Origin of the sequence: Ferrovum myxofaciens (assembly GCF_000735045.1) — a bacterium.
Classification (GTDB): domain Bacteria; phylum Pseudomonadota; class Gammaproteobacteria; order Burkholderiales; family Ferrovaceae; genus Ferrovum; species Ferrovum myxofaciens.
Genome location: NZ_JPOQ01000003.1, coordinates 16,903 through 31,439, shown reverse-complemented (window position 1 = coordinate 31,439; position 14,537 = coordinate 16,903). Strand labels below are relative to the sequence as shown.

13 protein-coding genes and 1 pseudogene are annotated in these 14,537 nt (G+C 57.7%); 6 read left to right on the top strand and 8 right to left on the bottom strand.

All coding sequences use genetic code 11. The features are described 5' to 3' along the window. Nucleotides 1–2: 2 nt before the first annotated feature. Nucleotides 3–1,067, bottom strand: a complete 1,065-nt coding sequence (purM, locus tag IV91_RS0100595; protein WP_031595186.1) for a phosphoribosylformylglycinamidine cyclo-ligase — start codon at nucleotides 1,065–1,067, stop codon at nucleotides 3–5. 112 nt (nucleotides 1,068–1,179) lie between these two features. Here purM and IV91_RS0100590 point away from each other — a divergent pair, with 112 nt between their 5' ends. The 6 genes from IV91_RS0100590 to panC are packed head-to-tail and all read left to right on the top strand — an operon-like array spanning nucleotide 1,180 to nucleotide 6,228. Next, nucleotides 1,180–2,235 (top strand): AI-2E family transporter, encoded by a 1,056-nt coding sequence (locus IV91_RS0100590; protein WP_051861765.1) that lies wholly within the window; start codon nucleotides 1,180–1,182, stop codon nucleotides 2,233–2,235. Further along, on the top strand, nucleotides 2,235–2,888 hold the full coding sequence (locus tag IV91_RS0100585; protein WP_031595184.1) for an HdaA/DnaA family protein: 654 nt from the start codon (nucleotides 2,235–2,237) through the stop codon (nucleotides 2,886–2,888). The genes IV91_RS0100590 and IV91_RS0100585 overlap by 1 nt, the downstream gene beginning before the upstream one ends. After that, the gene (locus tag IV91_RS0100580; protein ID WP_200874294.1) at nucleotides 2,869–3,567 is read left to right on the top strand and encodes a histidinol-phosphatase; all 699 of its coding nucleotides are present in this window, start codon (nucleotides 2,869–2,871) and stop codon (nucleotides 3,565–3,567) included. The genes IV91_RS0100585 and IV91_RS0100580 overlap by 20 nt, the downstream gene beginning before the upstream one ends. 1 nt (nucleotide 3,568) lies before the next feature. Continuing rightward, on the top strand, nucleotides 3,569–4,876 hold the full coding sequence (gene pcnB / locus IV91_RS0100575; RefSeq protein WP_031595182.1) for a polynucleotide adenylyltransferase PcnB: 1,308 nt from the start codon (nucleotides 3,569–3,571) through the stop codon (nucleotides 4,874–4,876). Next, on the top strand, nucleotides 4,873–5,388 hold the full coding sequence (gene folK / locus IV91_RS0100570) for a 2-amino-4-hydroxy-6-hydroxymethyldihydropteridine diphosphokinase (protein ID WP_051861763.1): 516 nt from the start codon (nucleotides 4,873–4,875) through the stop codon (nucleotides 5,386–5,388). Before pcnB ends, folK begins: the two co-directional genes overlap by 4 nt. Before the next feature lie 18 nt (nucleotides 5,389–5,406). After that, entirely contained in the window at nucleotides 5,407–6,228 is an 822-nt protein-coding gene (panC, locus tag IV91_RS0100565; RefSeq protein ID WP_031595180.1) for a pantoate--beta-alanine ligase, read from the top strand. On the opposite strand, the gene alaS is transcribed toward panC, so the two are convergent. The 7 genes and pseudogenes from alaS to clpS all read right to left on the bottom strand — a co-directional run bounded on the left by alaS (nucleotide 6,220) and on the right by clpS (nucleotide 14,238). After that, nucleotides 6,220–8,826: an alanine--tRNA ligase gene (alaS, locus tag IV91_RS0100560; RefSeq protein ID WP_031595179.1), complete on the bottom strand. Its 2,607-nt coding sequence runs from the start codon at nucleotides 8,824–8,826 to the stop codon at nucleotides 6,220–6,222. The two genes, panC and alaS, sit on opposite strands and share 9 nt — an antisense overlap. Before the next feature lie 64 nt (nucleotides 8,827–8,890). Further along, nucleotides 8,891–9,316 (bottom strand): ATP synthase F1 subunit epsilon, encoded by a 426-nt coding sequence (atpC, locus tag IV91_RS0100555; RefSeq protein WP_031595177.1) that lies wholly within the window; start codon nucleotides 9,314–9,316, stop codon nucleotides 8,891–8,893. Next, nucleotides 9,313–10,188: an ATP synthase F1 subunit gamma gene (gene atpG, locus IV91_RS0100550; RefSeq protein ID WP_031595176.1), complete on the bottom strand. Its 876-nt coding sequence runs from the start codon at nucleotides 10,186–10,188 to the stop codon at nucleotides 9,313–9,315. Before atpG ends, atpC begins: the two co-directional genes overlap by 4 nt. 10 nt (nucleotides 10,189–10,198) lie before the next feature. Further along, nucleotides 10,199–11,272, bottom strand: a complete 1,074-nt coding sequence (locus tag IV91_RS0100545; RefSeq protein WP_035416905.1) for an acetate/propionate family kinase — start codon at nucleotides 11,270–11,272, stop codon at nucleotides 10,199–10,201. A 110-nt stretch (nucleotides 11,273–11,382) separates the two neighbouring features. Continuing rightward, a pseudogene (locus IV91_RS18830) lies at nucleotides 11,383–11,592 on the bottom strand (phosphoketolase family protein); the annotation flags it as partial. Nucleotides 11,593–11,659: 67 nt separating this feature from the next. Continuing rightward, nucleotides 11,660–13,933, bottom strand: a complete 2,274-nt coding sequence (gene clpA / locus IV91_RS0100535; RefSeq protein ID WP_031595171.1) for an ATP-dependent Clp protease ATP-binding subunit ClpA — start codon at nucleotides 13,931–13,933, stop codon at nucleotides 11,660–11,662. Continuing rightward, entirely contained in the window at nucleotides 13,930–14,238 is a 309-nt protein-coding gene (gene clpS / locus IV91_RS0100530) for an ATP-dependent Clp protease adapter ClpS (protein ID WP_031595169.1), read from the bottom strand. Before clpS ends, clpA begins: the two co-directional genes overlap by 4 nt. Nucleotides 14,239–14,537 lie beyond the last annotated feature (299 nt).

Here is a 14,537-nt window from a genome sequence, read left to right as displayed (position 1 = left end):
CTTCACTCGACCCAGGTCGCTGGTGCTGCCTCGGGACGCGGCACGATCTCGCCGATGGACCAGGCTTCCCAACCCCGTGCTTGAAAATGTTCCAGCACGGTTTTTTCGTCCTGAGAGGCCACCACCAAGGCCAACCCCACCCCACAGTTGAATACCCGCAACATTTCTTCCTCGGTCACGTCACCGCTACGTTGCAGCCACTCGAACAGCGGAGTGCGGGGCCAGCGCGCGCGCTCCAGGCGAGCAGCCAGTCCTGCGGGGATCACCCGTGGCAGATTGTCCACCAGTCCACCCCCGGTAATGTGGGCCATACCCTTGAGAGTCACTTGTTTCATAAGGGCCAGAACAGGTTTGACATAGAGGCGGGTGGGGGTCATCAATACATCGGCCAGCGTGGCGGCGCCATAGGTCCCACCGGGAAAAGGCGCCTTCAGATCTGCCCCGCTCCGGGAAACGATTTTGCGGATCAGGGAAAATCCGTTGGAATGGGCCCCACTTGAAGCCACTCCGATGACGCAATCTCCCGCCTGCAGAGTGGAACCATCGATCAAGGCAGATTTTTCCGCCACGCCCACGGCAAATCCCGCCAAATCATATTCCCCCGCCGGATAGGAATCGGGCATCTCTGCGGTTTCTCCCCCGATCAGGGCACAGCCGGCTTCCTCGCAACCGCGCGCAATCCCTTCGATCACGGTGGCGGCCTGTTCCACATCAAGCCGACCACAGGCAAAGTAATCCAGAAAAAACAGGGGTTCTGCCCCCTGCACGAGGATATCGTTGACGCTCATGGCCACCAAATCGACGCCCACCTCTTCATGGCGGTTCAACTCGAAGGCCAGTCGCAATTTGGTACCCACGCCATCGGTGCCCGAAACCAGAACCGGTTCCTTGTAACGCTGGCCAATTTCCACCAAAGCCGCGAAACCACCGATTCCACTCACCACCTCCGGGCGCAGGGTACGTCGGGCAAAGGGCTTGATGCGTTCCACCAAGGCATCACCTGCATCGATATCCACACCGGCACTCCGATAGGATAGTCCGGCATTGAATGGATTGGAAACAGTCACAAAAATTCTCCAAAGTAGGATCGGATACATTCCAGAAGGATGCCGACCTGTTAAAATCACCCAATCACAGACCGATCTTCCGAATTATTTTTACTTGCAGATTTTAACTCAAATGCCCCTGTCACGCCCCAGGTTCACTCAACGCCCTGAAATTTGGCTTGCCCTGCTGGCGCTGGGTGCGCTGATCTACACTCTGGCCGATATTTTGGCGCCCTTCGTGGCGGGCCTCCTGCTGGCCTATCTCGGACACCCCCTGGTCCGACGTCTGAGCACCTCCTGGTTTCCTCGCCCCTTGGCGGCCCTGGTGGTCGTTGGCAGTTTTCTGGGACTGGGATTGGGATTTCTGGTTTTGCTTTTTCCGCTCCTGGCCCGTGATCTCCTGCAACTGATCGCGCGCCTGCCCAACACGACGGATGCCTGGCAAGCCGCCCTCATCCCTTATCTACCCAGGAACCTCGGTGTCGACTGGAATACCAGTTTGAGTACCTGGCGCGAACTACTGCAACAACACCTGGGATCGATCAGTGATGCACTCCAGAACTTGCTCCTGTCTGCCCGCCACGGCGGATCGGTGCTGATTCATCTGTTCCTGACCCTGTTGTTGATTCCCGTCGTCACCTTCTACCTGCTCAAGGACTGGGACCGTCTGATTCAGGCTCTGGCTCAAAAACTGCCCCCGCGCAGTGCCGACCCCCTGCGCCAACTGGCCCATGAAATCGATGTCGTACTGGGCCAGTTCCTGCGTGGACAGATCCTGGTCATGACCTGCATGGCGACCTTCTATGGCCTGGGCCTGCATTTCACGGGACTGTCCTCGGGACTGGCTTTGGGCATCACCGCCGGATTGCTGGTTTTTATTCCCTATGTGGGCGTCTTCATCGGGTTTGTCCTGGCAATTCTCACGGCTCTGATTCAGGACCCTTCCCTGCTGCTTCCCGTCTGCGGTGTATTTGCCGCTGGCCACGTACTGGAGGGATCCTTCATCACACCCCGCCTGGTGGGGGAGCGTATCGGATTACACCCTGTCATGGTCATCCTGGCCTTGCTGTCCTTTGGCCAACTGCTGGGTTTTTTCGGCATCGTTATCGCTCTGCCCGCCTCGGCCGTTGCCCGCATCTTGTTGGGACATCTCCACCTGACCTGGTGGTCAAAAGAGACTGACGCCTGATGCGCCAACAGATCCTTGACCTGACACCCGATCCGCGTCCGTGCCTGGACGATTTTGTCAGAGGCAGTAACGGGGAAGTGGTGAGCGCCTTGCAACGCTGGCAACAGGGCGAAGGAGAACGTCAGATCTATCTCTGGGGAGATTCGGGCACAGGAAAAACCCATCTCCTGCGCGCTCTGGTACGTCCTGAAGAATTCGTGCGCACCACCCCGGATACCCGTTTCGAACCCGATCAAAACCCACACCTGGCCATAGATGACGTGCATCTTTTGGGTTCGGAAGGTGCTCTGGACCTGTTTCATCGGTATAATGAGCGCCGAGATCAAGGATTGGGGCTGCTGGTTAGCGGTTCCTGCCCTCCGGCTCACCTGCCCCTTTTTCCCGACCTGAGAACCCGTCTGGCCTGGGGATTGGTGTTAAGGGTTTCCCCATTGAACGATGAAGAAAAAATTACAGCCCTGCATACCCACGCCCAATCTCTGGGACTTACGCTTCCCCCGGCGGTCGCCCAGTACCTGCTGACCCATTGTCCGCGCCGCAATGACTATCTTTTTTCGCTCATGAAAGAATTTCATCACTGGACCCTGGCCACCCACCGTGCCACCATTACCTTGCCGATGGTGCGCGAAATCCTTGGAACCCCTCACTCTTGAACCGACCTTCATGCGCCTTGCCCTCTTTGATCTAGACCACACCCTGCTGTCCGGTGACAGCGATTTTGAATGGGGCCAATTTCTGGCCGCCCAGGGGGTATTCGACTCCGTTCACCATGCAGCCGAAAACCAGGCCTTTTATGACGACTACAAGGAAGGAAAGCTGGATATCGATGCCTTCCTGGCCTTCCAGTTGGAACCTCTGGCCCGCTTTTCCCGCGCTCAACTGGATCAGTGGCACCGTTGCTTCATGACGGAACGTATCCTCCCGCTGGTTAGCCCGGCAGCGCTCGAACGCGTCCGAGCGGAAAAAGCACGGGCCCAGTTGGTGGCCATCGTCACCGCCACCAATCGTTTCGTCACGGGTCCCATTGCCTCCCTGTTCGGAATCGAACATCTGATTGCCACCGAGCCTGCTCAGAATGAAGTCGGTGAATTCACCGGTAAAGTGCAGGGGATACCCAGTTTTCGGGAAGGCAAAATCACGCGCGTGGATGAATGGTTGGCCAACTTGGGGCACCGCTGGCAGGACTTTACGGAAACCGCCTTCTACAGCGATTCCCAGAATGACCTCCCCTTGCTGGAACGGGCCAGCGAACCCGTGGTTGTGAATCCCGACCCCGTTCTTTCTGACCTGGCCCAACAACGGGGCTGGCCTGTCTACTATTGGAAATCCTGACATGATCCGGCGTTTTCTGAACAAGGTCTTTGGCCAAAAACCTCACCGCCATAGTGCAAAATTGCACGCGCTCACCGCTTCCCAGCACTCCTTGCGCCCCCAGGCCATCAGCCCCTGCGCCCTGCGCGTGATCAAAACCCTCCAGGAAAACGGTTTTCAGGCCTATGTGGTGGGCGGTGCCGTACGTGACCTGCTCCTGCAGAAATCCCCCAAGGATTTCGACGTCGCCACCAATGCCACGCCCGAACAGATCCGACGCCTGATCCGCCGCTCGCGCATTATTGGACGACGTTTCCAGATCATCCATGTCCCCTGCCACGATGAAATCGTTGAAGTCACCACCTTTCGGGGTCATGCACCCCATGACCATCATTCCCAGACCGATGAGCATGGTCGTCTGACCCGAGATAACGTCTTTGGTAGTCTGGAAGAGGATGCCACCCGTCGTGACTTTACGGCCAATGCGTTGTTCTATGATCCGGTCCACAATACCTTGCTGGATTATTTCTCTGGAACGAAGGACATTGCCGCCCGCCGCCTGGTCATGATCGGCGACCCCGTCCTCCGATTTCGCGAAGATCCGGTACGCCTGCTGCGCGCCATCCGCTTCAGCGCGAAGTTGGGGTTTACCCTGGATGCAGCCCTGATCGCTCCTCTGCGGGAATTGGGCAATCTGTTGGCCCCCATCCCCGAATCCCGTCTGTTTGACGAATTACTCAAGTTGCTCTTGTCTGGACAGGCACGGTCCTGTCTGGAATTGCTCCACCAATTCGGGTTGCATACCCACCTTTTGCCCCATCTCGATAGCCTGTGGACCAACCCGGACCATGTGCACTTCATCACCCTTGCCCTGGATAATACCGATGGACGGTTACAGGATAAAAAACCGGTTTCTCCGGGCTTTCTCCTGGCCGCCCTGTTCTGGCCTTCGGTACAGATCCTCTGGCAGACCCGCCAGGCTCAGGGAGAACCCCTTTATCCTGCCCTGTTTGGAGCCATGGAAGCGGTTCTCGATGAACAGCGCAAGACCTTGCCCATCCCACACCGTTTCGATGGCACTATGAAGGAAATTTGGGGTCTGCAACCCCGTTTTGAACAACGCAGCGGTCAACGGCCTTCCCGCCTGCTGGAACACCCTCGTTTCCGGGCAGGGTACGATTTTCTGCTGCTACGGGCGGCCAGTGGCAACACAACTCCCGAGTTGGGCGTTTGGTGGACGACCTTCCTGGAAGCCGACCCTGACACCCGCCCTTCTCTCCTGGTACAGGAGACCCGTAAACCACGGTCCCGTCGTCGTCGTTCCCCATGAACCCAGCCGCTCTTTCTGCCCAGCACCTCGAACCCATCACCGCTTACATCGGTGTGGGCAGCAATCTGGCTGACCCGGTCCACCAGGTTACCTCGGCACTCAACCATCTGGAGGCTTTCCCGGAAACTCGCCTGGTTGCCCATTCACACCTGTACCGAAGCCCTCCCTTTGGTCATCTGGATCAACCGGATTTCATCAATGCCGTTGCACACATTGAAACGACCCTCGACCCTGAAGCATTGCTGGCTGAATTATTGAGTCTGGAACAGGCCCATGGACGGGTGCGTCTGTTTGCCAACGGGCCGCGCACCCTGGATCTGGATATCCTGATGTATGGGACGGAGTGTCGTCAGAATGCGCGCCTGACCCTCCCTCATCCACGCCTCGCTCAACGTTCCTTCGTACTCCTGCCATGGCTCGACGTGGCCCCGGAAACCCTCATGGTTCCCGGACAGGGAACCATTGCCAAGTTGCTGGCCAACTGTCCCGGCCCTCTGGCCTTGCCCCTGTGAACCACCCCTGAACTTTCCATGGATATTCTGCATACTCTCAGCGCTCTGCGTCACCGTCTCGCCCAGGAATCCACGGTTGCACTGGTACCCACCATGGGGTACCTCCATGACGGCCATATGGATCTGGTCCATCGTGCCCAACTCCACGCCCCCTGTGTAGTGACCAGCATTTTTGTCAACCCCCTGCAGTTCGGTCCGCAGGAAGATTTCTCCCGCTATCCGCGTTCCCTGGCGGAAGACTGCGCCCGTTTGAAACAGGCGGGGTGCTCTGTGGTCTTTGCTCCCTCGGAAAACGAGATGTATCCCGAACCTCAAAGTGTCACCGTGGACCCTTCCCCACTTCAGAACGAACTGGAAGGAGCCTTCCGTCCCGGACATTTTCGGGGCGTGGCCACCGTGGTCCTGAAACTGTTCCATATGGTTCAGCCTCAAGTGGCCATCTTTGGCAAAAAGGATTATCAGCAAACCCTGATTCTGCGCACCATGGTGCGTCAACTGGCTCTACCCGTCACGCTCCTGGCGGCGGAAACGGTACGGGCTCCCGATGGTCTGGCGCTCAGTTCGCGCAACCGTTATCTGAGTCAGGCAGAACGGCAGCGCGCGCCCGAACTCTACCAGGCCCTCGAGGCCGTGACCGAAGCCTTGAAACAGGGAAAAACGCCGCAAGAAAGTCTGAAACGGGGCCAACTCGACTCCACCTGCTGGTCGACGGATTATATGGCCGTACGCCGTGCCCAGGACCTGAGCGAACCCTCCCCCGCGGATCGTTCTCTGGTGGTGTTGGGTGCCGCCCGTCTGGGGGGCACTCGCCTCATCGACAACCTTGAGGTATTACTCTGAGAGCCCCTGCAGACGGGCGCTGACCCAGGGAAGAACCGAAGCCAGGGCCACCGACAATGCCTCAGGTCGGGTCCCGCCGGCCTGGGCCAGGTCGGGACGTCCGCCTCCCTTCCCACCCACCTGCTGGGCAAGGTAGCTGACCAGTTCCCCAGCCTTCACCCGTGCAATCAGATCGGGAGTCACCCCCACCAGCACCGCCACCCGTCCTTCCTGCACCGTCGCCAGGGCAATCACTGCGGAATCGGCTTGCCCCTTGAGGGCATCCCAGGCTTCGCGAAGCCCTTTAGCATCGGTGTCGGGCAAGGAGGTAGCCAAAACCCGCACCCCCGCCACAACCTTCGCCTGATCGAGCAGGGCCACCCCGGCCCGAGCTGCAAATTGTGCCTTCAAACGGGACAACTCCCGTTCCCGCCCCTGCCCTTGCTCCAGCAACTGCTGGAGACGTTTGGGGGCTTCCTGGGGCGTGGCATGGAGTCGTTGAGCGAGATCGTACAGTTGGCGCTGTTCCTGTTGAGTCCAGATCAGGGCGGCTGCGCCCGTCACACCCTCCACCCGCCGGGTCCCTGCCGCCACGCCGGACTGGGCCACCAGGCGAAATAATCCGATATCCCCCGTCCGGATGACGTGGGTTCCCCCACACAGTTCGGTGGAAAATGCGCCCATGCCAATGACCCGCACCTCGGCGCCATATTTCTCGCCAAACAGTGCCATGGCCCCCTGCCGCAGAGCCTCATCATAGTTCATGGTCCGAATGGAAACCGGCACATTCCGTCGTATCTCGTCGTTAACCAGCGTTTCCACCGCCTGCATCTGTTCTGCGCTCAAAGATTCACCATGGGAAAAGTCGAATCGGGTGCGTTGGGCATCCACCAGCGAGCCTCGCTGAGCCACATGACTGCCCAACACCGCACGCAAGGCAGCATGCAGCAGATGGGTGGCCGAATGGTTGAGAGCAGCCTGCTGGCGCGCGGTTTCGTCGACCCGTCCCAGCACAGGAGCACCCACGGTGAAGGCCCCCTCGAGCATGCGACCCTGATGACCAAAAACCTGGGCCTGGATTTTTTGGGTGTCGACCACTGCAAAACAACCGGTCTCTCCCTCCAACTGCCCCCGATCTCCCACCTGGCCCCCGGATTCAGCATAGAACGGGGTACGATCAAGTACCACGGTCCCTTCCTGACCCGCCTCCAGTCGTGGCACCGGAGTTCCTTCGTGATAGAGGGCCTGCACCACGCTCGATTCCTGAAGCGTGTCATAGCCCACAAATGTCGTCACGGCTCCGTCATAATCCACGCCACTGTGTGCCGTAAAGCGGGAGGCCGCGCGGGCCCGTTCACGTTGTTGCGTCATGGCCCGTTCAAAGCCTTCCCTATCCAGCGTTGCACCCCGTTCACGTGCAATGTCTGCAGTCAGGTCCACGGGGAACCCATAGGTGTCCGCCAAACGAAAGATCACCTCACCAGAGAGATGTTCGGCGTTTAGACGCAGGGCCTCATCCAGCACCGCCAACCCATGCTCGAGGGTTTCGGCGAAACGTTCCTCTTCCTGCAGCAGCACGGCCTTCACCCGCTCTTGTGCCGCCACCAGTTCGGGATAGGCTTCTCCCATCACCGCCACTAAATCCTCCACCAAACGGTAGAAGAAGGGTTGTTTCTGCCCCAGTCGATAACCATGGCGAATAGCCCGCCGAATGATGCGGCGCAGCACATAACCTCGTCCCTCATTGCCCGGAACGATGCCATCCACCACCAGAAAAGCACAGGCCCGAATATGATCAGCGATGACACGCAAGGACTGGCTGGTAGGGTCCGGTGCCCCTGTATGACGCTGGGCCGCCGCAATCAGGTCACGAAACAGATCGATTTCATAGTTGCTGTGCACGCCCTGCAAAATCGCCGCAATCCGTTCCAGCCCCATTCCCGTATCCACCGAAGGACGGGGCAAGGGATGCAACACTCCCTGTTCATCGCGATTGAACTGCATGAACACCAGATTCCAGATTTCGATGTACCGATCGCCATCGGCCTCGGCGGATCCTGGAGGCCCCCCCGCCACATCAGGACCATGGTCATAAAAAATCTCGCTACAGGGGCCACAGGGGCCGGTATCCCCCATCTGCCAGAAGTTGTCCGCCGTGTTAATGCGGGTAAAACGGGCCGGATCCACGCCAATCTCATCGAGCCAGATCCCGGCGGCTTCTTCATCGTCATGGTAAACCGTCACCCACAACCGCTCCTTGGGCAACCCCAGTTCCTCTGTCAAAAATTGCCAGGCATAGCCGATGGCGGCGCGCTTGAAATAGTCGCCAAAACTGAAATTTCCCAGCATCTCGAAAAAGGTATGATGGCGGGCCGTATACCCCACATTCTCCAGGTCGTTGTGCTTACCCCCGGCGCGCACGCTGCGTTGACTACTGGTGGCGCGGGTGTAGGGGCGCTGCTCCTTGCCGAGAAAGACGTCCTTGAACTGGACCATGCCCGAGTTGGTGAAGAGCAGGGTCGGGTCATGGGCGGGCACCAGGGAACTGGAAGGCACGATGGTATGCCCGTGCCGGGCAAAGAACTGCAGAAAACGCGTACGCAGGGCGGAAGATTTCATGATCCGTTTCGACTGAAGGTAAAAGTTTGAACCGAAACCCGGATTTTACCTGATTTTTCTGTCATCACCGCCCACTTCCACGGATTCTCCTGCTGCGCAGGGGATGTTGCCCACTCTGCAAGCCATTCAGGGCCTTGTAGAGGGCCGCTTCCATTTGCGCATATTCGAGGGCCGATACCCGTGCCCGCAGCAGGTTCTCCCGGCCCTGCTGCTTCTCCTGGTCTTCCCGCGCTGCCAGGACGAAATCCAGCAGGATGGTCACCCGTTTCGGCTGTACCTCCACCGCACCACCAGAAACATAAAAATGTTCCTCGGCCACGGGATCTCCCTGATCCACCCGCACCCATCCCGGGCGCAATTCCGCCATGAGCGGAGCATGGCCCGGCAGAATGCCCAAATCGCCCTGTTCCCCCGGGACCACCACAAAGGAAGCCTGCCCCGAAAAAACCAATCGTTCCAGACTGACAATATCCACCTGGAATAACTTCATCCCACTCCCCCCGTGGCTGTCGCCCCCGAGGTGATCTCGACCAACTCACGGGTGATTTGTTCCTGACGAGAACGGTGGTAGAGATGCTGAAGGTCTTCCATGGCTTCCTGGGCATTGTCACTGGCTGCCTTCATGGCCATCATCCGTGCACCCTGCTCGGAGGCCATGTTCTCCGCCACCGCCAGCCAGATCAAGGTTTCCAGGTAGCGGCGCAGCATACGATCCACCACCGTAGCGGAATCCGGTTCATACAGGTAATCCCAAGGTTCCGTGGGCGCACCCAGTCGCTCGCCCGAGAGCGGCAACAAGACTTCTACCACGGGGCGCTGAACCAGTACGTTGACGAAATGCGAATAGGCCAGAAATACACCATCGATCCGACCTTCCCGAAATTCCTTCAGGACCACGTCCACAGGGCCGACCAACCTTTCCATCTCGGGCGTGTCTCCCAGTCCCACCACCTGCGCGACCACCGGCAAACCCAGACGGCCCATGAAACTCAGCCCCTGATTTCCGATCACACATACTTCCAGTGCTACCCCGCTCCGACTCCATTCCCTCAAATGCTCTCCCAATTGACGGAACAAACGGGTATTCAAACCACCACACATGCCCCGGTCGGTGGTCACCAGAATCAGTCCCACTCGTTTCATGGGCAGGCGCTGGTCCAGATAGGGTGAGTGGTATTCGAGGCGAGCATGGTGCATATGTGCAGCAATGACACGCACTTTCTCGCCAAAGGGACGGGCTGCCTCCATGCGCATCATGATCTTGCCAATCTTGCTGCGTGCCACCATTTCCATGGCCCGCGTCAACTTCTGCAAATTTCGTACGGTCCCGATCTTGCTCCTAATTTCCTGGAGATTGCCCATGGGCTCTGCCTCAAAGCCGGGGCAGAAAGAGTGGCGTCGCCACCTCACGCATCAGGTCTTCCTCGTCGGCGGGAATGATCAGGACGGGACGACTCTGCGCCGTGGAAATGAAACGCGCATTTTCCTGGTTGGCTTCCTCGTCCAGTGCAAACCCGAGAAAAGACAAGGCCTGTACAATGAGCGATCGAACTTCCCCGGCATGCTCTCCTATCCCACCGGTAAAAACCAGCGCATCCAGACCGCCCAGCAGGGTGGCCATGCTGCCCACGCTCTGCGCCACCCGCCGGCAAAAAAATTCCACGGCAAAACGAGCCTCTTCCCGTCCATCTGCCAACAAGGTTTTCATGTCGGAACTGATTCCTTCAGATAAGGCCCATAAACCCATTTCATGGTAAACCACCTGGGTCAATTCGTCCCACGTCAACTCCAGTCCCAATGCCAGGATGACCCCAGGGTCCAGATCTCCGCTGCGTGTTCCCATCACCAATCCCCCTGCCGGACTGTACCCCATGGTGGTTTCAACGGACGTCAGGTGATGCAGAAGACAGGCGCTGGCGCCTTGTCCGAGATGCAACCCCATGATTCTTCCCTGGGCTCGTTGCCAACCCAGAACCTCGGGCAGGCGCCGCGCCAGGTGAGCATAACTCAAGCCATGAAAACCAAATTTGCGCAGATGGAAACGGGAAGGAATGGGCAAACGCATGGCCAGGGCAGGCAAGGTGGCATGAAATGCCGTATCAAAGCAGGCGATCTGGGGTACGGAAAAATGAGCCGTGCAGAGGTCCACGCCCCTCAGGTTGGCGGGCAGATGAAGCGGCGCCAGGGGCACTAATGTCTCGAGACGACTTCGCTCCACCCCATCGATCACCCTTGCCATCTCTGTGATGGCCCCCCCATGCACCAGTCGATGAACCACGCCATCCAGACGCTGGCCCTCCAGATCCTTCAGCAGAGATTGCAACGGACCTTCATGATCCGTGGTTCCGGAAAAATGCCAGTGACGAACCCCTTCCCCCCCCTGAAACAGGGAGGCACGCAAGGAAGAGGAACCGCTATTGAGAACCAGAAGGGTTAGTGGGGACACCGCTATTCCTGAATTTCCGCTTGATCTTCACCAAACTCGCACACATAGGCTCGATGGGTCGTCAGCCGATCCACCATCTGTTGCCACAAGAGCGCACCCCGCTCCACCGGAATGGCCCGATTCATGTGAACGTAGATGAAATTGAGTCCGGGCGTCGTTCCCCAGTGCCCCAGCAGACGGGGTTTGACGTCCTCCAGCGTGAGCGGACGTTCAAGCAGGGGATTATCCTTCAGATAGATCTGCCCCACAGACAGATAGTTGGCTGCCCTCCACCACCCATCCATGCGTACGAGTTCTTCAGCATCAACAAACGAGTCCATAAGCCTCCCCACTGGAATTGGTGAAACCATTATAGAGGCCGAACCCCAGAAGAATGCAAGTTTTATGTCAATGTACGCTTTCCGCCAGGTTTTCTTCGAACTCGAGATGAATCTTGTCTTCCTCGGTCAGATCTACCACTACTTTCCCTCCCTGCGCCAGACGCCCGAACAGCAATTCATCCGCCAAGGCACGCCGGATCGTGTCCTGTATCAAGCGAGCCATGGGACGCGCGCCCATCAGGGGATCGAAGCCCTGACGGGCCAAATAGGCCCGCAAGCGATCGGTGAAGGTGGCTTCCACACGTTTTTCATGCAATTGGGACTCGAGTTGCATGAGGAACTTGTCCACCACCCGCAGAATGATCTCGCTGTCCAGGGCCGCAAAGGAAATCCGTGCATCCAGACGATTGCGAAATTCGGGAGAAAACAGGCGCTTGATTTCCTTTTCTTCCTCTCCCTGATTTCCCTGGGTTTGTGCACTCATGAAACCGATGCTGGCATGGGTCAAGGCCTCGGCCCCCGCATTGGTGGTCATGATCAGGATGGTATTCCGAAAATCCGCCTTGCGCCCGTTATTGTCCGTCAAAGTTCCGTGGTCCATCACCTGAAGCAGTATGTTGGTGATGGAGGGATGCGCTTTTTCAATTTCGTCCAGCAACAAGACCGAATACGGGGTTTTAGTGATGGCCTCCGTCAGCAACCCGCCCTGATCGAATCCCACATACCCCGGTGGCGCGCCAATGAGACGGGAGACGGCATGGGGCTCCATGTATTCAGACATGTCGAAACGGATCAGTTCCACCTTCAGAACATAGGCCAGTTGACGAGCCACCTCCGTCTTGCCCACCCCCGTCGGTCCGGAAAACAGAAAGGAACCCACGGGTTTTTGGGGATTCCCCAACCCGCTGCGCGACATTTTGATGGCAGCACTCAAGGCATCGATGGCCCGATCCTGGCCAAAGACCACCGCTTTCAGGTCACGGTCCAACGTCTTGAGCGCAGTGCGGTCGGAGTGGGTGATATTGTGCACGGGAATACGGGCAATCTTGGCGACGATATCCTCGATTTCCGTTTTGCCGATCCACTTGCGTTGCCGGGACTTGGGCAGAATTCGTTGCGCTGCCCCCGCTTCGTCGATCACATCGATGGCCTTGTCCGGTAAATGGCGATCGTTGATAAAACGGGCCGCCAGTTCCGCCGCACTGGTAATGGCCGCTTCAGTGTAGCGAACCCCATGGTGGATCTCGAAACGGGACTTCAACCCGCGCAGGATCTGCACCGTATCTTCCACGGAAGGCTCATTCACATCCACCTTCTGGAACCGTCGGGCCAGGGCATGATCCTTCTCGAAAACGCCGCGAAACTCCGTGTAGGTCGTCGCCCCGATACAGCGCAGACTGCCCTTCGAAAGAGCAGGTTTCAGCAAGTTGGAAGCATCCAGAGTACCCCCTGAAGAGGCACCAGCGCCAATCAGCGTATGTATCTCGTCGACAAACAGGATACTGTACGGGTCCTCCTGCAACTTTCTGAGCACCGCTTTGAGACGCTGTTCAAAATCCCCCCGGTATTTGGTCCCCGCCAGCAGAGACCCCATGTCAAGACTGTAAACCGTAGAGGACTTGAGAATTTCCGGTACTTCCCCACTCACGATGCGCGATGCCAGTCCTTCGGCGATGGCTGTTTTACCCACCCCCGCTTCTCCCACCAGCAGGGGATTGTTCTTGCGGCGGCGACACAAAATCTGAACGACCCGTTCCACTTCCCGATCTCGCCCAATGAGGGGGTCGATTTTTCCCGCGACCACTTGCGCATTGAGATCCACGGTGAAACTTTGTAATTCCCGCCCAGCGCCCGTTTCATTCTCCCCCTCGGCAGTTGCATCTTCTTTCTGGTGGGAGGCGGAATTTTTCACCTTGCTCACGCCGTGAATCATGAAGTTCACCATGTCCAGACGGGTAATACCCTGCTGATTGAGGAAAAACACGGCATGGGAATCCTTTTCCCCACAGATAGCCACCAGCACGTTGGCACCGGTCACTTCCTTTTTTCCTGAGGATTGAACATGCAGAATGGCGCGCTGAATAACCCGCTGAAAACCCAGCGTGGGCTGGGTATCCACCGTTCCGGTTCCCTCTGTCTGGGGATTGTTTTCCTGGATGAACGTGCTCAACTTTTCGCGTAGCCCCCCCACATCGGCGCCACAGGCCTGCAACACCTCCAAGGCGGCGGTATTTTCCGTCAGAGACAATAACAAGTGCTCCACCGTAATGAATTCGTGGCGCTTCTGACGCGCGTCCACGAAGGCCATATGCAGACTGACTTCCAGTTCTTGGGCAATCATGATCCCCGTTCCTCCATGATACATTGCAAAGGGTGTTGTGCCGCTCGTGCCAGGGTGACGACGCGCGCCACCCGCGTTGCTGCAATATCCCGTGGATAAGTGCCACAGAGTCCACGACCCTCCGTGTGAACCTGCAACATGACTCGTACTGCCGCCTCCTGCTCCAGACCGAATACCCGCCCGAGAACGTCCACCACAAATTCCATGGGGGTATAATCATCATTCAGCAACAGGACATCAAAGAGCGGCGGCGGGTTCACCCGGATCTCTTTTCTTTCCAGCACGGTTGTCAATTCCCGATTCATCCTGCTCCTCTCTCACCCAAGTCCACCATGAGGAAACTCGACGCTTTTCCGCCCCCTTCTTCCCCTTGTCTCCAAAGATATGGTTTCAGTCTAAACTTTTCAAGAATTTTCGCAACCCCCTTACTCAAAAAGTTCATTTCTGATCATTTTTTGCACAAAACCACCCTTTTTTCAAAAAAAAAACGGATCCCCCCTTGACGACCTGACCCAAACTCGCGTAAAAGTGCAACTGGAGTTTGGTTCCAAGTTGTCTGCATCACCGGTTTTGCCGTTTGCTGGCCTTGAAACTCAAACCTTAC

Bases quoted from the DNA above. Each gene is read 5' to 3' on its own strand.
- pcnB (WP_031595182.1), top strand. From the start codon at position 3,569: ATGATCCGGCGTTTTCTGAACAAGGTCTTTGGCCAAAAACCTCACCGC.
- clpS (WP_031595169.1), bottom strand. From the start codon at position 14,238: ATGAATCGGGAATTGACAACCGTGCTGGAAAGAAAAGAGATCCGGGTG.
- clpA (WP_031595171.1), bottom strand. From the start codon at position 13,933: ATGATTGCCCAAGAACTGGAAGTCAGTCTGCATATGGCCTTCGTGGAC.
- panC (WP_031595180.1), top strand. From the start codon at position 5,407: ATGGATATTCTGCATACTCTCAGCGCTCTGCGTCACCGTCTCGCCCAG.
- alaS (WP_031595179.1), bottom strand. From the start codon at position 8,826: ATGAAATCTTCCGCCCTGCGTACGCGTTTTCTGCAGTTCTTTGCCCGG.
- IV91_RS0100590 (WP_051861765.1), top strand. From the start codon at position 1,180: ATGCCCCTGTCACGCCCCAGGTTCACTCAACGCCCTGAAATTTGGCTT.
- atpC (WP_031595177.1), bottom strand. From the start codon at position 9,316: ATGAAGTTATTCCAGGTGGATATTGTCAGTCTGGAACGATTGGTTTTT.
- atpG (WP_031595176.1), bottom strand. From the start codon at position 10,188: ATGGGCAATCTCCAGGAAATTAGGAGCAAGATCGGGACCGTACGAAAT.
- IV91_RS0100585 (WP_031595184.1), top strand. From the start codon at position 2,235: ATGCGCCAACAGATCCTTGACCTGACACCCGATCCGCGTCCGTGCCTG.
- folK (WP_051861763.1), top strand. From the start codon at position 4,873: ATGAACCCAGCCGCTCTTTCTGCCCAGCACCTCGAACCCATCACCGCT.